18 protein-coding genes are annotated in these 20,353 nt (G+C 50.7%); 13 read left to right on the top strand and 5 right to left on the bottom strand.

The annotated features are described in order from the left end of the window. The first annotated feature begins 32 nt into the window (after window positions 1–32). Window positions 33–1,049 carry a virulence-associated ABC transporter ATP-binding protein SfbB gene (gene sfbB / locus KQJ18_RS04940; protein WP_069323986.1) on the top strand — a complete coding sequence of 339 codons (1,017 nt, stop codon included), beginning with the start codon at window positions 33–35 and terminating at the stop codon, window positions 1,047–1,049. After that, the gene (locus KQJ18_RS04935; protein WP_204526601.1) at window positions 1,042–1,701 is read left to right on the top strand and encodes a methionine ABC transporter permease; all 660 of its coding nucleotides are present in this window, start codon (window positions 1,042–1,044) and stop codon (window positions 1,699–1,701) included. The genes sfbB and KQJ18_RS04935 overlap by 8 nt, the downstream gene beginning before the upstream one ends. Here KQJ18_RS04935 and mnmH read toward each other — a convergent pair whose 3' ends face one another. Beyond that, window positions 1,702–2,796, bottom strand: a complete 1,095-nt coding sequence (mnmH, locus tag KQJ18_RS04930; RefSeq protein ID WP_204526602.1) for a tRNA 2-selenouridine(34) synthase MnmH — start codon at window positions 2,794–2,796, stop codon at window positions 1,702–1,704. 69 nt (window positions 2,797–2,865) lie between these two features. Next, window positions 2,866–3,792: an HTH-type transcriptional activator AllS gene (gene allS / locus KQJ18_RS04925; RefSeq protein ID WP_216421567.1), complete on the bottom strand. Its 927-nt coding sequence runs from the start codon at window positions 3,790–3,792 to the stop codon at window positions 2,866–2,868. A gap of 227 nt (window positions 3,793–4,019) precedes the next feature. On the opposite strand from allS, the gene allA reads away from it, so the two are divergent. The 10 genes from allA (at window position 4,020) to glxK (ending at window position 15,870) form a co-directional block, all read left to right on the top strand. Further along, entirely contained in the window at window positions 4,020–4,502 is a 483-nt protein-coding gene (gene allA, locus KQJ18_RS04920; RefSeq protein ID WP_038638430.1) for an ureidoglycolate lyase, read from the top strand. 75 nt (window positions 4,503–4,577) lie between these two features. Further along, the gene (gene allR / locus KQJ18_RS04915; RefSeq protein ID WP_038638433.1) at window positions 4,578–5,399 is read left to right on the top strand and encodes an HTH-type transcriptional repressor AllR; all 822 of its coding nucleotides are present in this window, start codon (window positions 4,578–4,580) and stop codon (window positions 5,397–5,399) included. An 84-nt stretch (window positions 5,400–5,483) separates the two neighbouring features. Next, a complete protein-coding gene (gene gcl / locus KQJ18_RS04910; protein ID WP_199978875.1) occupies window positions 5,484–7,265 on the top strand; it encodes a glyoxylate carboligase in 1,782 nt (593 codons plus the stop codon). 12 nt (window positions 7,266–7,277) lie between these two features. Continuing rightward, complete coding sequence (hyi, locus tag KQJ18_RS04905) at window positions 7,278–8,054, top strand: hydroxypyruvate isomerase (RefSeq protein ID WP_087857075.1); 777 nt, start codon at window positions 7,278–7,280, stop codon at window positions 8,052–8,054. A gap of 100 nt (window positions 8,055–8,154) precedes the next feature. Continuing rightward, window positions 8,155–9,033, top strand: coding sequence for a 2-hydroxy-3-oxopropionate reductase (gene glxR / locus KQJ18_RS04900; protein ID WP_216421563.1), 879 nt, complete (start codon window positions 8,155–8,157; stop codon window positions 9,031–9,033). 67 nt (window positions 9,034–9,100) lie between these two features. Then, window positions 9,101–10,351: an MFS transporter gene (locus tag KQJ18_RS04895; protein WP_137346940.1), complete on the top strand. Its 1,251-nt coding sequence runs from the start codon at window positions 9,101–9,103 to the stop codon at window positions 10,349–10,351. Window positions 10,352–10,449: 98 nt separating this feature from the next. Continuing rightward, window positions 10,450–11,910, top strand: a complete 1,461-nt coding sequence (locus KQJ18_RS04890; RefSeq protein WP_085047603.1) for a putative allantoin permease — start codon at window positions 10,450–10,452, stop codon at window positions 11,908–11,910. Between the two features lie 72 nt (window positions 11,911–11,982). Further along, on the top strand, window positions 11,983–13,344 hold the full coding sequence (gene allB, locus KQJ18_RS04885) for an allantoinase AllB (protein ID WP_216421562.1): 1,362 nt from the start codon (window positions 11,983–11,985) through the stop codon (window positions 13,342–13,344). Between the two features lie 58 nt (window positions 13,345–13,402). Beyond that, the gene (locus tag KQJ18_RS04880) at window positions 13,403–14,701 is read left to right on the top strand and encodes a uracil/xanthine transporter (protein ID WP_216421561.1); all 1,299 of its coding nucleotides are present in this window, start codon (window positions 13,403–13,405) and stop codon (window positions 14,699–14,701) included. A 20-nt stretch (window positions 14,702–14,721) separates the two neighbouring features. After that, window positions 14,722–15,870: a glycerate 3-kinase gene (gene glxK, locus KQJ18_RS04875; protein WP_216421576.1), complete on the top strand. Its 1,149-nt coding sequence runs from the start codon at window positions 14,722–14,724 to the stop codon at window positions 15,868–15,870. 79 nt (window positions 15,871–15,949) lie between these two features. Here the strand turns inward: glxK and allE are convergent, their stop codons facing one another. From allE to allD, 3 genes are read right to left on the bottom strand one after another with little or no spacing between them, the layout of a single operon-like run. Continuing rightward, window positions 15,950–16,735 (bottom strand): (S)-ureidoglycine aminohydrolase, encoded by a 786-nt coding sequence (gene allE, locus KQJ18_RS04870; RefSeq protein ID WP_216421559.1) that lies wholly within the window; start codon window positions 16,733–16,735, stop codon window positions 15,950–15,952. Window positions 16,736–16,745: 10 nt separating this feature from the next. Further along, window positions 16,746–17,981 carry an allantoate deiminase gene (gene allC / locus KQJ18_RS04865; RefSeq protein ID WP_061381596.1) on the bottom strand — a complete coding sequence of 412 codons (1,236 nt, stop codon included), beginning with the start codon at window positions 17,979–17,981 and terminating at the stop codon, window positions 16,746–16,748. A 21-nt stretch (window positions 17,982–18,002) separates the two neighbouring features. Next, window positions 18,003–19,052 carry an ureidoglycolate dehydrogenase gene (allD, locus tag KQJ18_RS04860; protein WP_069323995.1) on the bottom strand — a complete coding sequence of 350 codons (1,050 nt, stop codon included), beginning with the start codon at window positions 19,050–19,052 and terminating at the stop codon, window positions 18,003–18,005. 316 nt (window positions 19,053–19,368) lie between these two features. Here allD and fdrA point away from each other — a divergent pair. Next, window positions 19,369–20,353: acyl-CoA synthetase FdrA (gene fdrA, locus KQJ18_RS04855; protein WP_216421557.1), on the top strand; the 985-nt coding region annotated here is incomplete at its 3' end.

Below are 20,353 nucleotides of genomic sequence, written 5' to 3'. Positions count from 1 at the left end.
GCGACTGCCCTTTTCGCATTTCTGAGGTGGATATGATTGAGATAGAAAAGGTTTGCGTGGATTTTACCGCAGGCCGTGGACCCTCAACCCGGGCGGTTGATGACGTCAGCTTGCATATTGGCGCGGGCGAGATATTTGGTATTGTCGGGACCAGCGGCGCGGGGAAAAGTACGCTACTGCGCACCTTGAACGCCTTAACGCGTCCGAGCAAGGGAAGCGTGAAGGTGAACGGCGTAGAAATTTCTGCGCTGGAAGGCGCTCAGTTACGTAAAGCGCGTCAGCGCATTGGCATGATTTTTCAGCACTTTAATCTGATGCATACCCGCACCGTGGCGCAAAACGTCGCCTTTAGTCTGAAAGCTGCCGGGTGGGAACGCAGCAAGATTGCTCCACGCGTCACCGAGATTCTGGCGCTGGTCGGACTGTCTGATAAGGCGAACCGTTTTCCGGTTCAGCTCAGCGGTGGTCAGAAGCAGCGCGTGGGTATTGCCCGTGCGATTGCTAATCATCCGGATGTGTTGCTGTGTGATGAACCCACTTCCGCGTTAGATCTCGAAACCTCGGCCACGATTCTGGCGCTGCTTAAGCAGATCAACCAACAGTTGGGGATCACGATCGTGCTGATCACTCACGAGATGAACGTGATCAAATCGATTTGCGATCGCGTGGCGGTGATGTCAGGCGGCAAGGTGGTGGAGTCCGGGGAGGTGTTTGACGTTTTTGCTCACCCACAGCACGCCTTCACCCAGCAACTGGTGTCGCATACCCTCAATCTGACGCTACCTGAGCGTCTGCGCCAGCATCTGCCCGGCCAGTTGCTGAAAATTCTTTTTATCGGCGATTCGGCGGAACAGCCTGTGCTGTCAGAAGTTGCGGTTAAATTTGGCGTGGCGGTGAACATTCTGCACGGCAAAATTGAATATATCGGCGAACGCGCGCTGGGGATTCTGGTGGTACAACTCACCGCGCCGCATAACCCTTCTGCGGTGGATGTCGCCGTGGAACATATTCGTCAACGTACTGCTCAAGTGGAGGTGATTCGTGGATGATTTATTGCCTGATTTGACGCTGGCGTTTAATGAAACCTTCCAGATGCTGAGCATCTCAACGGTGCTGGCGATTATTGGCGGTTTGCCGCTCGGTTTTCTAATTTTCGTCACCGATCGGCATTTATTCTGGCAGAACCGTTTTGTGTATCTGCTCAGCTCCGTGCTGGTAAATATTATCCGCTCGGTACCGTTTGTGATCCTGCTGGTGCTGCTGCTACCGCTCACCCAGTTTTTGCTCGGCAATACCATCGGACCGATTGCCGCCTCCGTGCCGCTTTCCGTGGCGGCGATTGCTTTTTATGCCCGGCTGGTGGATAGCGCGCTACGCGAAGTGGATAAAGGCATTATTGAGGCGGCGGAAGCGTTTGGCGCCAGCCCGATGCGCATCATCTGCACCGTGTTGTTGCCGGAGGCCAGCGCGGGACTGTTGCGTGGACTGACGATCACGTTGGTGAGCCTGATCGGTTACTCCGCGATGGCCGGGATTGTCGGCGGCGGTGGGGTAGGTGACCTGGCGATTCGCTTTGGTTATTACCGCTATGAAACCCAGGTCATGATCGTCACCGTTGTCGCGCTGATTATTCTGGTGCAGGCCGTGCAGGTGCTGGGCGACTGGCTGGCGAAACGCGCGGATAAGCGCGACAGGCATTAATTACTGTGCGTTAAGCCATCCGGCAACGTCCTGCCATGTGCCGCGAAAGACGATTTTCGCGGCTTTCTTTTCCAGTTGATAGCGATACATCGGGTCGTAATACTCGTTGAGCAACGGCACCAGCCAGCCCATGTGGGCGTCGGTACTGCCCGTCGACTGCTGTTCGCGCAGAGCCACGTCAAGCAGGGCGGTCAGCTCGGCAAAACGCTGTAACCCCAGACGACGGCGAATAGCGAACAGGCCGTGGTGCAGATACTCACTGTATTCCTGCCAGCCCCGGTTCTCACCATAAGCCTGGGTAAAATCGTGGTGCATGCGTACGAAATACTCCTCGCGCAGGCGCTCCAGACGCAGCTCAAAAGGATCGTCCACCACCGCAATGGACGCCTCGGTCATGCGCTCGCGTAGGCATTCGGGCAGATGGTTAGCGCCGATCATGCGGCCTTCATCTTCCAGCACCCACTGGCGTAAATCCTGTCGGCTGTCCGTTTTGAGCATTTCGACCGCCAGCAGGTTTTCAAAACTCGCCTGGCTTAGCTGCGGCTCTACGGTACGTCCAAACGAGGAACCGCGATGGTGCGCCAGTCCTTCGAGATCCACACCGTTCGGCTGCTGTTGAACCAGCTGCGTTTTACCGTTCCCAGTACAGCCGCCAATTAAGACGATCGGTTTTTGCACCAATTCTTCCGTTATCCGTATGACCGCCTGGCGCAGAGCCTTATAACCGCCCTGTATCAGCGGGTAGTCAATGCCGGACTCGTGCAGCCACTGCTGCACAATGTGTGAACGCTGACCGCCGCGCGCGCAGCATAAATATCCTTTTGGGTGTTGACGACAGGCATCCTGCCAGGCGTACATGCGCTGTTGGCGGGTTTCACCCGAGACCAGGTGATGGCCCAATTCCAGGGCAGCCTCAGGCCCCTGACGTTTATAACAGGTACCGACGGCGGCGCGTTCGTCATCGTTCATTAAGGGGAGATTGACTGCGCCCGGCATCGCGCCTTGTTGAAATTCGACGGGGGCGCGTACATCGATAATAGGCGTACCGGCGAGCAGAATCGCACGATAGTCCTGTGCTGTTTGTGTGTCTTGCATAGTAAAAAACGAAACCTCAAATCATCTTGCGTATCATTTTACGCGCCAAAGAGCAGGATGACTTGATTTTCAATCGCGTGCATTGTTGAAAATTGCTAAAAATCCGGCGATTTCTGGTTTTCGCTTCGTAAATAACGTCACAATATCTTCCACAGCCTTTCCTGCGCCAAACTTATGCCAGGCGAGACTTAAGGGGGAAGGAGGGCGCATAGTAGGAATAATGCTACTGACCAGTTGCCCGTTATCAAGCAATGGCTGGCACAGCGGTTGCGGAACAAAGCCGATACCCACCCCAGCAAGATGCGCCGCAATCTTGGTTTCCATGTCCGGGACAATAATCTCTTTTTGGCCGGGAAGCCGCCACGCAACCCGTTTGGTCAGGGTGCGCGCACTGTCTTCAATGTTGATCGCCGGAAAACGGCGCAACTGCGCTTCCGTTAATGGACCACTGACGTCTGCCAATGGATGATTCGCCGACATAACAAACCGCCACTGAACAGACCCCAAAGGATCGAGGGTAAAGGTGTTAGCCATTGGTTCAGTGCCCGTGACGCCGATAGCCAGAGAGAATCCTTCATACAGCAGTGAATCCCAGACGCCCATATAGATTTGCCGGGAAAAGTGAAACTGAGTAAAGGGATAGCGGGCGTTAAGCCAGGATAACAGGCGAGCGACGGCTTGCGGGCTATACAGCAGGTTGTTGACCACGATATTCACCTGACGCTCTACGCCGTCGTTCACTTGCTGTAATTCGCTGGGCATGCTGTCCAGCCAGGCGAGCCAGTCCTTTGCCTGAGAAAGAAGATGCGAGCCCGCGGCGGTTAACGTGACGCTGCGGGTGGTGCGAAAGAACAGAGCAACCCCGGTATTTTCTTCCAGAAGCTTAATGCGATAGCTGATGGTGGCCGTGGTTTTACACAAGCGATCCGCCGCCCTGGAGAAACTCCCTGTTTCGGCTACGCCAATAAAAGTACGCAGTGTTTCTGGATCAAACATCGTCAGCTACTCCCTGAATGCTCTTCCGCAAGCCTGATTTCTTGTTCTCTGATTTATAAGTATTTTTACATAATGGCCTTGTTTAAATTGTGGTCTAAATCGAATTTTGGAAAAATATTCCAACTTTTGTGTTGATGTTAAATCCCGAAGGTTTTAGATTGCATGATATTGAAGCCGCTAACTGTTCTGGCTGCGGTTCAGAGGAATTCAGTTACAAGGAAAAGATGATGAAACTTGAGGTATTACCTTTAAATCAGCACACGTTCAGCGCCTATGGCGATGTCATCGAAACCCATAAACGTGATTTTTTTCATATCAATGATGGGTTGGTTGAACGTTATCACGATCTGGCTAATGTGGAGATCCTTGAGCAGGACCGAACGCTCATCAGCATTAACCGCGCGCAACCGGCAGCGATGCCTATTATTGTGCATGAACTGGAGCGCCACCCGCTGGGTACCCAGGCATTTATGCCCATGAAGGGCGAAGCGTTTGTGGTGATTGTCGCGCTTGGTGAGGACAAACCCGATCTTTCCACCTTAAAAGCCTTTATCACCAATGGTCAACAGGGGGTGAATTATCACCGAAACGTCTGGCATCACCCGCTGTTTGCCTGGCAAACCGTGACCGATTTCCTGACGGTCGATCGTGGTGGTAGCGATAATTGCGATGTTGAACGTATCCCGGCACATGAACTCTGTTTTGCGTGACGCTATTGGCCTTCTTGCTTAATATGAGCATATTGTTCATTGTTTATGCTCATATTTTGGGCCGGAGTAAATGTAGTGGAGACGGAAGTAAGACGGCGCGGCAGGCCTGGACAGACGGAGCCGGTTGCGCAGAAAGGCGCTCAGGCGCTCGAAAGAGGCATTGCGATTTTGCAGTATCTCGAAAGAAGTGGGGGGAGTTCGTCAGTCAGCGATATTTCCGGCAGTCTGGATTTACCGCTCTCCACGACTTTTCGCCTGCTAAAGGTTTTACAGGGTGCTGATTTTGTCTATCAGGACAGTCAGTTAGGATGGTGGCACATCGGTTTAGGCGTCTTCAATGTGGGCTCCGCGTATATTCATAATCGCGACGTCCTGTCGGTAGCCGGACCATTTATGCACCGATTAATGCTGCTGTCAGGCGAAACGGTGAATGTCGCGATTCGTAATGGCACTGAAGCGGTGCTGATTGGCCAGAAGGAGTGCAAATCGATGGTCAGGATGTGTGCACCTTTGGGCAGCCGTATGCCGTTGCATGCTTCCGGCGCGGGGAAAGCACTGCTTTATCCGCTGATGGAAGAAGAGTTAATGGACATTGTCGTGAAAACGGGTTTGCAGCAGTTTACGCCGAACACGTTGGTGGATTTTCCTACTCTGCTGCGTAATCTGGAACAGGCGCGCGAGAATGGCTATATCGTTGATCACGAAGAACATGTTGTTGGATTGAATTGCATCGCTTCGGCTATCTATGACGATGCAGGCAGTGTAGTGGCTGCCATCTCTATTTCGGGGCCCGCATCCAGACTGACGGAAGATCGTTTTATTAGTCAGGGGGAGCTGGTACGGGATACAGCACGAGATATCAGTACGGCGCTTGGGTTAAAAGCACCCGTAGCTTAAGTCGCAACCCGCTCAGAGGAGCGGGACTTTTTTGGATTTTTTTAAAGTTGGAAAAATTTTCCAATAAATAGAGGTAGAAAGAAAATGGCAAAAATGAGAGCCGTTGACGCGGCAATGTATGTGCTGGAAAAAGAAGGTATCACCACCGCATTTGGCGTGCCTGGAGCGGCAATCAACCCGTTCTATTCCGCAATGCGTAATCACGGCGGCATCCGTCACATTCTGGCTCGCCACGTTGAAGGCGCCTCCCATATGGCGGAAGGTTATACGCGTGCCGCTGCAGGCAACATTGGCGTCTGCCTTGGCACTTCAGGCCCGGCTGGAACTGACATGATCACTGCACTGTATTCCGCCTCTGCCGACTCTATTCCTATTTTATGTATCACCGGTCAGGCGCCTCGTGCCCGCCTGCATAAGGAAGATTTTCAGGCTGTCGATATTGAATCTATCGCCAAACCGGTCAGCAAAATGGCGGTAACGGTACGTGAAGCGGCACTGCTGCCTCGGGTTTTACAGCAGGCATTCCACGTCATGCGCTCAGGTCGCCCTGGCCCGGTGCTGATCGATTTGCCTTTTGATGTCCAGGTTGAAGAAATCGAATTCGATCCCGACATGTATGAGCCGTTGCCGGTGTACAAACCTGCCGCCAGCCGCAAGCAAATTGAGAGAGCGCTGGAAATGCTGAGCCAGGCGGAACGTCCGGTTATCGTAGCGGGGGGCGGGGTGATTAATGCTGATGCTTCCGCACTGCTGCAACGTTTTGCGGAGCTGACCCATGTACCGGTTATCCCCACGTTGATGGGCTGGGGATGTATCCCTGACGATCATGAGTTAATGGCTGGCATGGTCGGGCTACAAACCGCGCACCGCTACGGAAATGCCACGCTGCTTGCTTCTGATATGGTGTTCGGTATTGGTAACCGTTTTGCTAACCGTCACACCGGCTCGGTCTCGAAGTACACCGAAGGGCGCAAAATCATTCATATCGACATTGAACCGACGCAAATTGGCCGTGTTCTGTGCCCGGATTTGGGCATTGTTTCTGATGCCAAAGCCGCGCTGACCTTGTTGATTGACGTCGCTCAGGAAATGCAGAAAGCCGGACGTTTACCTTGCCGGAATAGCTGGGTTGATGAATGCCAACAGCGTAAGCGGACGTTACTGCGTAAAACCCACTTCGACAATGTCCCGGTGAAACCGCAGCGTGTCTATGAAGAGATGAATAAAGCCTTTGGTCGCGACGTTTGCTACGTCACCACCATCGGATTATCACAAATTGCCGCTGCGCAAATGCTGCATGTGTTCAAAGAGCGTCACTGGATCAACTGCGGCCAGGCAGGCCCTCTCGGCTGGACGCTGCCTGCGGCATTAGGGGTTTGTGTTGCCGACCCAACACGCAACGTCGTCGGGATTTCGGGGGATTTTGACTTCCAGTTCCTGATTGAAGAACTGGCGGTAGGCGCGCAATTCAATATTCCTTACATCCATGTGCTGGTCAACAACGCCTATCTGGGCCTGATTCGTCAATCGCAGCGTGCTTTTGATATGGATTACTGCGTCCAACTGGCGTTTGAAAATATCAACTCCAGCGAAGTAAACGGCTATGGCGTCGATCACGTCAAAGTGGCAGAGGGATTAGGTTGTAAGGCTATTCGCGTCTTCAAACCTGAAGATCTCGCTCCGGCGTTTGAGCAAGCCAAAGTCCTGATGGCGCAGTATCGCGTTCCGGTTGTTGTCGAAGTGATCCTTGAACGAGTGACCAATATCTCGATGGGTAGCGAGCTGGATAACGTGACCGAGTTTGAAGAGGTTGCAGACGGTGCAGTTGATGCGCCAACCGAAACCTGTTTTATGAAATATGAATAGAGGAGGTGACAGATGTTACGGTTCTCAGCCAATCTTTCCATGCTGTTTCTGGAATACAGTTTCCTTGAGCGTTTCGACAAAGCGGCGCAAGCGGGGTTTCGTGGCGTAGAGTTTATGTTTCCCTACGATTACGACATTGACGTCTTAAAGGAAAAACTGCAGACCAACAAGCTGGAGCATACGTTGCATAATCTCCCCGCCGGAGATTGGGCGGCGGGTGAACGTGGTATCGCCTGTATTCCGGGGCGCGAAGAAGAGTTTCGTGATGGTGTGGCCGCGGCTATTCGCTATGCGAAGGGACTAGGTAATAAAAAAATCAATTGCCTGGTAGGTAAAACACCGGCGGGTTTTTCGGCTGAACAGATCCAGCAAACGCTGGTGGAAAATCTGCGCTATGCGGCCAACATGTTAGCGAAAGAAGATATTTTATTGCTGATTGAGCCGATCAACCATTTTGATATTCCTGGTTTCTTTCTCACCGGTACGCATCAGGCGTTAGCGTTAATTGATAGCGTCGGATGCAATAATATCAAAATTCAGTATGACATTTATCATATGCAGCGCATGGAAGGGGAATTAACCCAGACCATGACCACGTGGGCAAATAAAATAGGTCATTTGCAAATTGCAGATAACCCTCGTCGCGGAGAGCCAGGGACCGGGGAAATCAATTATGACTTTATTTTTAAGTTTATTGATAAATCAGGTTATGACGGGTGGGTAGGCTGCGAATATAAGCCGCTGACGACCACCGAAGCAGGATTATCGTGGATTAATCAGTATCGATAATTTGTAAGTAATTTCAGGCAACACTATTTTTTCCACTCTGTTGGAAGGGGATCGTTTTGCCTGAATTCAGGAATACCGACAGATATAAAAGAGGTTGCAAATGAAACTGGGATTTATTGGCCTGGGTATTATGGGATCGCCAATGGCGATTAATCTGGCTCGCGCCGGACATCAATTACATGTCACGACCATTGGACCTGTGGCTGAAGAGTTGCTGTCACTGGGGGCGGTTAATGTTGAAAATGCGCGTCAGGTGACTGATTTCGCAGATATTATCTTCATCATGGTGCCGGATACGCCGCAGGTTGAAGAAGTGCTTTTTGGTGAACACGGATGCGCTAAAACCGCATTGCAGGGAAAAACCATTGTCGATATGAGTTCTATTTCTCCTATCGAAACCAAGCGTTTTGCTCAGCAGGTTAATGAACTTGGCGGGGATTATCTGGATGCGCCCGTGTCCGGCGGGGAAATTGGCGCTCGTGAAGGGACGCTGTCCATTATGGTTGGCGGTGAACCTGATGTATTTGAACGGGTGAAACCGCTCTTTGATATTCTGGGAAAAAATATCACTCTGGTGGGCGGGAATGGTGATGGCCAAACCTGTAAAGTGGCTAACCAAATTATCGTGGCCTTAAATATTGAAGCCGTTTCTGAAGCGCTGGTATTTGCCTCTAAAGCGGGCGCGGATCCGGTTCGCGTGCGTCAGGCATTAATGGGCGGGTTTGCCTCATCTCGTATTCTGGAAGTACATGGTGAGCGCATGATCAAGCGCACTTTTGATCCCGGATTCAAAATTGCACTGCATCAAAAAGATCTCAACCTTGCATTACAAAGTGCCAAGGCGCTCTCATTGAATTTGCCTAATACGGCAACCTGTCAGGAGTTATTTAATACCTGTGCCGCGAATGGTGGAAGCCAGTTGGATCACTCGGCAATGGTTCAGGCCCTGGAATTAATGGCTAATCATAAATTGTCATGATCGTTGGTATCGCTGCAATCCTGCAGCGATACATTTTAATCAGACACACTTTGGAAAGGTGCATGTCATGAGTGAAAAAAATACATCCGGTATTGAATACTGGAAGAAGATCGTCGTCGTAATGAGTCTGGGTTGGGTTGCAATATGGATTTATCGCACCGTATTAACCCCTATTTATCCTGAGATTCAGGCTTCCCTGGGCAATGTCAGCAATGCTGAAATTGGCGCCATCGCCAGTTTCTATTTTTTCGCCTATTGCAGTATGCAAATTCCCTGCGGAATTTTGGTCGATAAGCTTGGCCAGAAAATTATGCTGATGTGTGGGTTTACGCTCTTTATTATTGGTACGCTCAGTATTGCAAAAGCCACGGGACTGGTGATGATCTATGCCGGTTCGCTGATGGCAGGAGCGGGCTGCGCCTCTTTCTTTAGTTCTGCGTATTCTCTCTCTTCGGCAAATGTCCCGCAGGCTCGCCGGGCACTGGCAAACGCCATCATTAATAGCGGCTCTGCGATTGGGATGGGGATCGGTTTAATCGGCTCCAGCGTGTTGGTTAAAAGCATGAGCATGGCCTGGCAAAACGTGTTGTTCCTGGTTGCGGCTGTGTTGGTGGTGATGTTGTGCGTATTTACTTTGGTTATCCGCGGTAAGGCAAAAAGCGAAACGGCGGTGTCAGAGCAAAAAACGCAGACGACAACGATGACAGAAGAGAAAAGTCCGCCGCTGTTTTCGGGTTTGTTATGCAGCGTCTACTTCCTCTATTTCTGTACCTGTTATGGCTATTACCTGATTGTGACCTGGCTTCCGTCCTATCTGCAGACTGAAAGGGGATTTGATGGTGGCGCGATTGGGGTTGCCTCGGCTTTGGTCGCCGTGGTGGGGGTTCCCGGTGCGTTGTTCTTCAGCCATCTGTCCGATAAATTCCGTAACAGCAAAGTCAAAGTCATTCTTGGGCTGGAAATTATGGCCGCCGCAATGCTGGTGTTTACGGTGTTATCGCCGAATACCACGATGTTGATGGTCAGCCTGACCCTGTACGGTTTACTGGGAAAAATGGCGGTGGATCCCATCCTGATCTCCTTCGTGTCTGAGCAGGCGTCGGCGAAAACGTTGGGCAGAGCATTTAGCCTGTTTAACTTCTTTGGTATGAGTTCAGCCGTTATTGCGCCAACGTTAACCGGATTTATTTCCGATTTGACTGGCTCAAAAGAGATAAGCTTTGTCATCTCGGCTTGTCTGGTTGTTACCGGAACGCTTATTTTTGCCGGCGTGACGTTATATAAAAAGAAAGCAACACCAGTTACTGCTTCAGCATAAAAATATAATTAAAACTATTTGCATTACTTAATATATTGTTTTTGTTCCACATAGCTAAACCCATTACAACGTTATCCGATACGTGACAAGAGGGATTTATGGAACAGCAAAGAGATCTATACCAACAACGTGGTTATAGTGACGACTTATTACCGAAAACGGCAGCACAACGAAACTGGAAAACATTTAACTATTTTACTTTATGGATGGGGTCAGTACATAACGTACCTAATTATGTTATGGTTGGCGGGTTCTTCATTCTCGGGCTGTCCACATTCAGTATTATGCTGGCTATTATTATTAGTGCATTGTTTATTGCATTAGTCATGGTTATGAACGGCGCCGCCGGAAGTAAATACGGTGTACCTTTTGCAATGATTCTGCGTGGCTCGTATGGTGTACGTGGCGCGCTTTTCCCGGGATTATTAAGAGGCGGGATTGCGGCAATTATGTGGTTCGGGCTGCAATGTTATGCCGGATCGCTGGCTTTTCTTATTCTGATTGGCAAGATATGGCCTGGGTTTTTAACGCTGGGCGGTGATTTTACACTACTGGGGTTGTCTCTGCCGGGGTTAATCACATTTCTTATCTTTTGGCTGATTAACGTTGGTATCGGTTTTGGCGGCGGTAAAGTATTAAATAAATTTACTGCGATCCTGAACCCTTGCATTTATATCGTTTTTGGCGGAATGGCTATCTGGGCGATATCACTGGTAGGGATTGGCCCCATTCTGGACTACATTCCGGGCGGTGTGCAAAAAGCGGGAAACAGCGGATTCCTGTTCCTGGTAGTGATTAACGCCGTGGTTGCGGTATGGGCCGCTCCGGCGGTAAGCGCATCGGACTTTACGCAAAATGCCCACTCATTTCGTGAACAGGCGTTAGGCCAGACGCTGGGTCTTATTGTCGCGTACGTGTTATTTGCGATTGCCAGCGTGTGTATTATTGCCGGTGCCAGTATTCATTATGGAATGGATACCTGGAATGTGCTGGATATCGTACAGCGTTGGGACAGTCTGTTTGCCTCATTCTTCGCAGTTTTGGTTATTCTGATGACCACAATCTCAACAAACGCTACGGGTAATATTATCCCGGCTGGTTATCAGATTGCCGCAATTGCGCCAACAAAACTAACATATAAAAAAGGTGTATTGATTGCCAGTATTATTAGCTTACTGATTTGTCCATGGAAGCTTATGGAAAATCAGAGCAGTATTTATCTGTTTCTGGACATCATCGGCGGTATGCTCGGTCCTGTTATTGGTGTTATGTTAGCGCATTATTTTGTCGTTATGCGCGGCAAGATTAATCTTGATGAATTATATACCGCCAGCGGTAATTACCAATATTATGATAATGGATTTAACCTGACGGCATTCTCTGTAACGTTAGTGGCGGTAATTCTTTCACTGGGTGGAAAGTTTATTCCATTGCTTGAACCGTTATCGCGAGTGTCATGGTTTGTTGGGGTTATTGTCGCATTTGTGGCATATGCCTTACTGAAAAAAAGAACGGTTGGACAACCTGCCGCAGTAGAAAAAGCAACAGGTCAGTTGTAATGAAATCAGTAAACGTAGGTGTAAGCGTGCGTTATTTATAAAAACTATCTGTATCCATACAAGGAGTTCGTTATGTCTTTTGATTTAATTATTAAGAACGGTACTGTTATTTTAGAAAATGAAGCTCGTATTATTGATATTGCCGTCCAGGCAGGAAAAATCGCCGCCATTGGCGAGAATCTTGGGGAGGCAAAGCAGGTAATGGATGCGACAGGTCTGGTGGTTTCACCGGGCATGGTCGATGCGCATACCCATATCTCTGAGCCGGGGCGTACACATTGGGAAGGCTATGAGACCGGAACGCGTGCCGCGGCAAAAGGCGGTATCACCACAATGATCGAAATGCCTCTCAACCAGCTGCCCGCGACGGTGGATCGCGAAACCATCGAACTTAAATTTGATGCGGCAAAAGGCAAATTGACCATTGATGCCGCGCAGCTTGGCGGTCTGGTTTCTTACAACCTTGATCGTCTGCACGAGCTGGATGAGGTCGGTGTCGTCGGTTTCAAATGCTTCGTTGCCACCTGTGGCGATCGCGGAATCGACAATGACTTCCGTGACGTTAACGACTGGCAGTTCTACAAAGGCGCGCAGAAGTTAGCAGAAATGGACCAGACGGTGCTGGTGCATTGCGAAAATGCGCTCATTTGCGACGAGCTTGGCGAGGAAGCTAAACGCGAAGGCCGTGTGACGGCACATGATTATGTGGCTTCACGTCCGGTTTTCACCGAAGTGGAAGCTATTCGCCGTGTGCTGTATCTGGCGAAAGTCGCCGGTTGCCGCCTGCACGTTTGCCATATCAGCAGCCCGGAAGGCGTGGAAGAAGTGACCCGTGCCCGCCAGGAAGGCCAGGATGTGACCTGCGAATCCTGCCCGCATTATTTTGTGCTGGATACCGATCAGTTTGAAGAGATTGGCACGCTGGCAAAATGTTCTCCGCCGATCCGCGATCGACAGAATCAACAAGGTATGTGGGAAAAACTGTTCAATGGTGAGATTGACTGCCTGGTTTCCGACCACTCGCCATGCCCACCAGAAATGAAGGCTGGCAATATCATGCAGGCGTGGGGCGGCATTGCCGGACTGCAGAGCTGCATGGACGTCATGTTTGATGAGGCCGTGCAAAAACGCGGTATGTCGCTGCCGCTATTCGCTAAATTGATGGCAACCAACGCCGCAGATATTTTTGGCCTGAAACAGAAAGGACGTATTGCCCCGGGTAAAGATGCTGACTTCGTCTTTATTCAACCGGACAGCAAATACGTTCTGAAAAACGAAGACCTGGAATACCGTCACAAAGTCAGCCCGTATGTTGGCCGGACGATTGGCGCGCGCATTACGAAAACTATTCTTCGCGGGGATGTTATCTATGACATCGAGCAGGGATTCCCGGTAGCGCCAAAAGGTCAATTTATCCTTAAACATCAACAATAATGTGATGCGAATTAATGCCCGTCATGCTGGCGGGCATTCTCTATTTTAAGGTATGAATATGCTTCCTGTTATTAACCGCGAAAGTTTGCTATCTGGCTTTCAGTGGTTTTTCTTTATTTTTTGCAATACGGTCGTGGTCCCCCCAACGCTGGTTTCTGCTTTTCATCTCCCTACGAGCAATCTGTTAATGCTCACGCAGTACGCTTTTATCACGACATCGCTGGCCTGCCTTGCGCAGGTCATTTGTGGCCATCGTCGCGCCATTATGGAAGGCCCGACCGGTTTATGGTGGGGCACCATTTTGACAATTACCCTGGCGGAGGCGTCACGCGGGACACCGCTCAATGATATCGCCACCAGTCTGAGCGTCGGGATTGTCATTTCCGCTGTGCTGACGATGATTATCGGCTTTAGCGGCTTAGGACACCGGTTGGCCCGGCTATTTACCCCAACGGTGATGGTCTTTTTTATGCTGCTGTTGGGCGCTCAGCTCACCACTATCTTTTTTAAGGGCATGTTGGGATTGCCTTTTGGCATTGCTGACACCAGCGTCAAAATTCAACTGGCGCCTTTTAGCCTGGCGGTTGGCGTGATGTGCTTCATCCTTGCGATGATCATTTTTTTACCGCAGCGGATCTCCCGTTATGCCCTGCTGGTGGGGGCGGTAGTGGGATGGGGACTCTGGCGATTGTGCTTTCCATCAACGTCTTTGCCGTCTGGTGAATTAAGCTGGCAGTGGTTCCCGTTAGGCAGTCATGGCAGGCTGTTACCCGGTATTATCCTGACGGCGGTTATCACCGGTCTGGTGAATATCAGTAATACCTATGGCGCGGTGCGCGGCACGGACGTCTTTTATGCGCATCAAGGCTCCAGCAGCTCGCGTTATCGTCGTAGCTTTATCATTTCCGGTTTTATGACGCTGGTGACAGTGCCTTTTGCCGTGATTCCATTTTCACCTTTTGTCTCCTCTATCGGGCTGTTAACTCAAACTGGCGACAGCTCGCGAAAATCATTTATTTGCGGCAGCGTATTATGTTTTTTGGTGGCGATAGTAACGCCGCTAACCCGCTTATTCTGCGCCATTCCACTGGCGATCAGCAGTGCCGTTATGCTGGTCTCTTATCTGCCGTTGCTCTATTCCGGTCTGGTTTTCAGCCAGCAAATCACCTTTACCGCACGAAATATTTATCGGCTGGCACTCCCGCTGTTTGTGGGCATTTTTTTGATGGGGCTGCCACCGGTTTATTTACAAGATCTTCCACTGACTATTCGGCCATTACTGAGCAATGGCTTATTGGTGGGGATTTTACTGGCAGTGCTTATGGAAAACCTCATTCCATGGGAACGCATTAAATAACAGGATGAAAAGGATTAATGATGAAAATTGTAATTGCGCCAGATTCGTTTAAAGAGAGCTTAAGCGCCGAACAATGCTGCCAGGCAATTAAAGCTGGATTTTCAAGCATATTCCCGGATGCAGAATATATTTGTTTGCCTATTGCGGATGGCGGGGAGGGGACCGTGGATGCCATGGTGGCGGCGACTGGTGGAAAAGTGGTCTCGCTGGCGGTCTGTGGGCCGATGGGGGAAAAGGTCATGGGATTTTATGGCCTGACCGGTGATGGAAAGACCGCCATTATTGAAATGGCTGCGGCGAGTGGACTGATGCTCGTCGAACCGCAGGCGCGTAATCCGCTGCTGGCGTCAAGTTACGGTACTGGCGAACTGATTCGGCATGCGCTGGATGCCGGTATTCGTCATATTATCCTCGGTATCGGCGGGAGTGCGACAGTTGATGGCGGCATGGGGATGGCTCAGGCGCTGGGCGTGCGGTTTCTTGACGCGCAAGGGGCATCATTGAGGGCGGGAGGCGGTAGCTTGTCTCGCCTCGCGAGCATTGACCTGCAACAGTGCGATCCGCGGCTGACAGCATGTCGGATCGAAGTCGCTTGTGATGTGGACAACCCATTGGTTGGCCCGCGCGGCGCGGCAAGGGTATTTGGTCCGCAGAAGGGGGCGACGCCGGAAATGGTTGAGAAACTGGAAGAAGGGTTACTCAACTACGCGCATGTGCTGCAAGAGTTGACCGGTGAAGATGTATCTCAGGATGCGGGCGGTGGCGCGGCGGGCGGAATGGGCATCGCCGCGGCTATCTTTCTGCAGGCCATCATGAAACCAGGGATTGAAATTGTGCTGCAGGCTGTTCAACTGGAGCAGTCCATCAAAGATGCATCGCTGGTCATCACCGGCGAGGGACGTATTGATTCGCAAACTGTCGGGGGAAAAGCGCCAATCGGTGTTGCTTCTGTTGCTATGCAGCATCATGTTCCGGTTATCGGTATCGCCGGAGTGCTGGGGGAAGGCGTGGAGGTGGTTCACGATCATGGTATTGATGCGGTGTTCAGTATTTTGCCGCGACTTGCGCCATTGGCGGAAGTGCTGGCGAGCGGTGAAACCAACCTTTATTACTGCGCGCGTAATATTGCTTGCGCGATGAAGCTCGGTCAGGCGATGAATCTGCGTTAAGCATAAAAAAAGCCACGGTGTTAACCGTGGCAAAACCCAACATAGCTAAATAAAAAATTATCAGGCGGGCTGTTCGCCGTTAAATCTCTACATCCCGGTTGCAATCTTTGGAATAGATATAGCTGAATGCTTCACCACGCCCCACGCCGTAACCCGCCTGCAGGGAGTACGCGCCCATAAAGATGTAGTCGCCTTTTTTCACCGGGACCCATTGGTTATCGAGGTTATAAAGGCCCTGGCCTGAGAGAATATAAGCCCCATGTTCCTGTACATGCGTTTCGATATAACCATGGCTGGCGCCGGGTTCGAATGACAGAATATGCATATTCATATCGAAGCCTAATTCTTTAGGCAGGAAATCCAGCAGGATTACGTCATCCATGCCTTCATAATGAATACGTTCTAACTGGTTGGCATTACCGGAGACCAGCCATGGCGAATGGCCGGCCACCGGCGTATAACGCCGTTTGTATAAAAACAGTTGGCTGTCTTCTGTCTGGGCATTATTAAAGGTGAGCAGTTCACCTGGCGGGCAATACAGATATCCGCCCTGAGTCAAAGCAAATGTTTTACCTTCCGCTTTTGCCTCAATTTTGCCGGAAATAACATACACGAACGTTTCAATACCTTCGCCGCCAAAACCGCTGTGGTGGCCGCCGTTCTGGTGTAGGGTCACCAGATAGTCAACAAATGACGCGCCCAGTTTTGGCGTTGAGAGGATGGTGACGTCACAGTTTTCAAAACCCGGAATGATATTTTTAACCAGTCCGTCCGGGGTTAACAGGGCGAAGTTACCGTGTTTTACAATTGCGCGATTAGCCAGTAAATCATCGCGATAACCCGTGACGTTATTCAGATATCCCATGAATGGCTCCTTATTTCTGCCAGGCAAGTTGATGAAGCATTAATGCCAGAGTTTTGACCCCTTCGGCAAGGTCGTTAATGTTTGTGCGTTCAGCGGGGTTGTGGCTGATACCGTTAATGCTGGGAATGAAAATCATGCAGGTCGGTACACGAGGGGCAAAAATCTGCGCATCATGGCCCGCGCCACTGTGCATGACACGGTAGTTCAGTTGTTCCTTTTCACACAGTTCGGTAAGGGTGGAGACCAGTTTACTGTCCATCGGGACTGGCGTTTCATCCATCCACAAATCGATATCAATACCGATATCCATTTCATCACAGATGGCGCGCATGTCGTTTTCCAGTTGCTGAGTAAAATCACGCAGTACGTCGGCATCGGTATGACGGCAATCGATCGTGAAGGTCGTTTTTCCAGGCACCACGTTGACGGTGTTTGGCTGTGGCTCTACTTTACCAAAGGTCAGTACCAGAGGATCGCCATGCTTTTTGGCTTTCTCGATAGACTGGCTGCAGATGCGACTGAAAGCGTAAACGGTATCGCGACGGTAGCTCAGCGGCGTTGTACCCGCATGGTTGGATTCGCCGTTCAGCGTTACCGTATAGCGACGTTGGCCGACAATCGCGCTGACGACGCCTATCGACTGACCATTACTTTCAAGCACGCAACCTTGTTCGATGTGTAATTCAACGAAGGCTTTGATGTCATTACGAGCATGAAGCGGCTCTGCGGGGAGGGTAAAGCCGCAGGCGTTCATTGCGTCAACAAAACGGGTGCCTTTCGCGTCCTGGATGTTACGGACGTCATCAGGATTTGCCAGTCCAAAAATGTTTTTGCTGCCCCAGAAGACATACGGGAAACGGCTGCCTTCCTCTTCCGCCATGGAAACGACTTCGACCGTTTTCAGCGGGGCACCATAGGTGCTCTTGAGCCAGTCAACCGCGAGCCATGCCGCCAGCGCGCCAAACTGGCCGTCAAGATTGCCGCCGTTGACGACGGTATCAATATGCGAGCCGCTTAAAATGACCTGTTCCGGCGATTCACTCCCGAGCAGACGACCGTATAAGTTGCCCACTTCATCAAAGCGCGTTTCCAGGCCACTGGCGTCCATACGCTTTTTGAATTGCTGTTGTGTTTCAAGCCATTCTGGCGAATACAGCAAGCGCGTCATCCCACCGGTAGGATCCGCGCCAAAGGAAGAGAGCCAGGGAAGGGTTTCTTCAATTGCGTGACGAAAATGGTTGATCATATGAAATTCCTGTTTCAATAATTATTGTGCAAAGGGATTCTTTGTTTCGTATGACTTGAGATAGAGGGCATCGGAAATCAGGTATTGATAAATATCGTCAACAATGTCGATACCATGGACCGCGGCATTGCGTTGATTAATATCTTGATCCTGTCCGGGGTAATAAACTTGTTTAAAGCCGGGGGCCGGAGTAATGTTATTTAACTCTTGCATGGTCTGGCTGAGGTGCTGGCGGAATAATTGGCTGGAGGAGAAAAAGTCGGGATTAATAACCAAATGCAGTTGGCCTAAATTCCGACCGGCATGTAAATCCTCATACATTGAACTGACCTGACGACCAAACGGTAATCCCAATAAAATGCCGGATAACACATCGATCATCATCATCAGGCCATAGCCTTTAGGCCCGGCCGCAGGTAGCAACGCATTGACAGCAAAGGGATCGGAAGTTGGCGCGCCGTTTTTATCGACTGCCCAGGTATTAGGAATCGGCTCGTTGCGGGAGCGGGCATCCAGAACTTTTCCCCATGCCTGCACCGTTGTCGCCATATCAAACGTCATGATGTCGTCGCCTTCTCCTGGCGCAGCGAAGGCTAACGGATTGGTACCGTAGTAAATATCTGCGCCGCCGAACGGTACCACCATCGGGTCGGACTGGCACACGGAGAGGCCGATCAGACCAGCGCGAGCGGCTTGCTGCACAAAGTAAGAAATGGCACCGCTGTGCCCCATTCGGCTAATGCCAACGACGGCGACACCATTTTTTTTAGCAATTTTAATGGCATGCTCCATACCCATCTTTGCTGCGACTTGCCCGGCGGCATTATCGGCATGCAAAATCGCTGTACAGGGACCGGTTTCTTCAAAACGAAATGTGGGTTCGCGGTTAGTGCCGCCTTTTGAAATGCGCTCAGCATAGTATTCAACGCGTACGGCGCCATGAGAGTGAATGCCTCTGGCATCGGCGTAAACCAATACCTCAGCAACTGTTGTGGCGTGCTCACGTTTTAGTCCGGCCTTGCAAAGCTTATTCTCGATAAGCTGGTGGAGTGTTTCCCGACTGATTTTCATCTGTCTTCCTTTTTAACGACGGTGTGAAGCATGACTGCCGTTAACATACCGGGAATAAAAATTGATTATGTGATCCAGACACACAAAAAAATATAGTTAGAATTTATTTGATAATCAGTATGGATTTGCCCTTTCTTTTTAAATAAATAATGGCGTTAGAAAATAATGTTTAATCTTCTGGTGGTTATTAAATTTATTTTGTTAATAATTCCAGTGTGATGCCAGTCACTCTATTTGTGATCCCAGATATATACCTTGAGCTACACATTAACACTACTCGTGCAATTGCCATGGGTGCAATTATTAAGGGGTTGTTATGATCCACGCCTTTATTAAAAAAGGGTGTTTTCAGGACTCTGTCAGTTTAATGATTATTTCACGCAAGCTGAGTGAGTCCGAAAATGTAGACGATGTATCGGTCATGATGGGAACGCCAGCGAATAAATCATTGCTGGAAACGACCGGGTTTTGGCATGACGATTTTAATAATGCGACGCCAAACGATATTTGCGTGGCGATTCGTACTGAAACGGCTGATGAAAGTATTACACAGGCCATTCTGCAACAACTGGATGAGTCGTTGCAGCAGCTGGCGCAGGCCACCGGCGGTAGCCAAACGCTCCTGCAGGTCAGACGCTGGGAAAGCGCGTGCCAGAAACTGCCTGAGGCGAATATGACGCTCATTTCGGTTGCCGGTGAATACGCGGCGGAACTGGCGAACCAGGCCTTGGATCGCAACCTGAACGTCATGATGTTCTCCGATAACGTTACCCTGGAAGATGAAATCGCTCTGAAGCGCCGTGCGCAGGATAAAGGTCTACTGGTGATGGGACCTGACTGCGGAACTGCCATGATTGCGGGTACGCCGCTGGCTTTTGCCAACGTGATGCCGGAAGGCAATATCGGTGTGCTGGGCGCCTCCGGGACAGGGATTCAGGAGCTCTGTTCACAGATAGCGCTGGCCGGGGAAGGCATCACCCACGCCATCGGTCTGGGTGGGCGCGACCTGAGCGCCGAGGTGGGGGGGATTAGCGCGCTTACCGCGCTGGAGATGCTTGGCGCAGACGACAAAAGCCAGGTGTTGGCTTTTGTGTCGAAACCGCCGGCGGAGGCTGTTCGCCAGCATATCGTGAACGCGATGAAGGCCACCGGCAAACCCGTGGTAGCTCTGTTTTTAGGTTACACCTCCGCGGTCGCTCGCGATGAAAATGTCTGGTTTGCCGCGACGCTGGACGATGCGGCCCGTCTGGCCTGTTTACTGGCGAGAGTCGCGGCGCGACGCAGCTCGCTTTCAACCACAG

Origin of the sequence: Citrobacter sp. S55_ASV_140 (assembly GCF_018919505.1) — a bacterium.
Lineage (GTDB): Bacteria > Pseudomonadota > Gammaproteobacteria > Enterobacterales > Enterobacteriaceae > Citrobacter > Citrobacter werkmanii.
This window is presented reverse-complemented; position numbering and strand designations above follow the sequence as displayed.

Bases quoted from the DNA above. Each gene is read 5' to 3' on its own strand.
- sfbB (WP_069323986.1), top strand. From the start codon at position 33: ATGATTGAGATAGAAAAGGTTTGCGTGGATTTTACCGCAGGCCGTGGA.
- mnmH (WP_204526602.1), bottom strand. From the start codon at position 2,796: ATGCAAGACACACAAACAGCACAGGACTATCGTGCGATTCTGCTCGCC.
- allS (WP_216421567.1), bottom strand. From the start codon at position 3,792: ATGTTTGATCCAGAAACACTGCGTACTTTTATTGGCGTAGCCGAAACA.
- allA (WP_038638430.1), top strand. From the start codon at position 4,020: ATGAAACTTGAGGTATTACCTTTAAATCAGCACACGTTCAGCGCCTAT.
- gcl (WP_199978875.1), top strand. From the start codon at position 5,484: ATGGCAAAAATGAGAGCCGTTGACGCGGCAATGTATGTGCTGGAAAAA.
- hyi (WP_087857075.1), top strand. From the start codon at position 7,278: ATGTTACGGTTCTCAGCCAATCTTTCCATGCTGTTTCTGGAATACAGT.
- glxR (WP_216421563.1), top strand. From the start codon at position 8,155: ATGAAACTGGGATTTATTGGCCTGGGTATTATGGGATCGCCAATGGCG.
- KQJ18_RS04895 (WP_137346940.1), top strand. From the start codon at position 9,101: ATGAGTGAAAAAAATACATCCGGTATTGAATACTGGAAGAAGATCGTC.
- KQJ18_RS04890 (WP_085047603.1), top strand. From the start codon at position 10,450: ATGGAACAGCAAAGAGATCTATACCAACAACGTGGTTATAGTGACGAC.
- allB (WP_216421562.1), top strand. From the start codon at position 11,983: ATGTCTTTTGATTTAATTATTAAGAACGGTACTGTTATTTTAGAAAAT.
- KQJ18_RS04880 (WP_216421561.1), top strand. From the start codon at position 13,403: ATGCTTCCTGTTATTAACCGCGAAAGTTTGCTATCTGGCTTTCAGTGG.
- glxK (WP_216421576.1), top strand. From the start codon at position 14,722: ATGAAAATTGTAATTGCGCCAGATTCGTTTAAAGAGAGCTTAAGCGCC.
- allE (WP_216421559.1), bottom strand. From the start codon at position 16,735: ATGGGATATCTGAATAACGTCACGGGTTATCGCGATGATTTACTGGCT.
- allC (WP_061381596.1), bottom strand. From the start codon at position 17,981: ATGATCAACCATTTTCGTCACGCAATTGAAGAAACCCTTCCCTGGCTC.
- allD (WP_069323995.1), bottom strand. From the start codon at position 19,052: ATGAAAATCAGTCGGGAAACACTCCACCAGCTTATCGAGAATAAGCTT.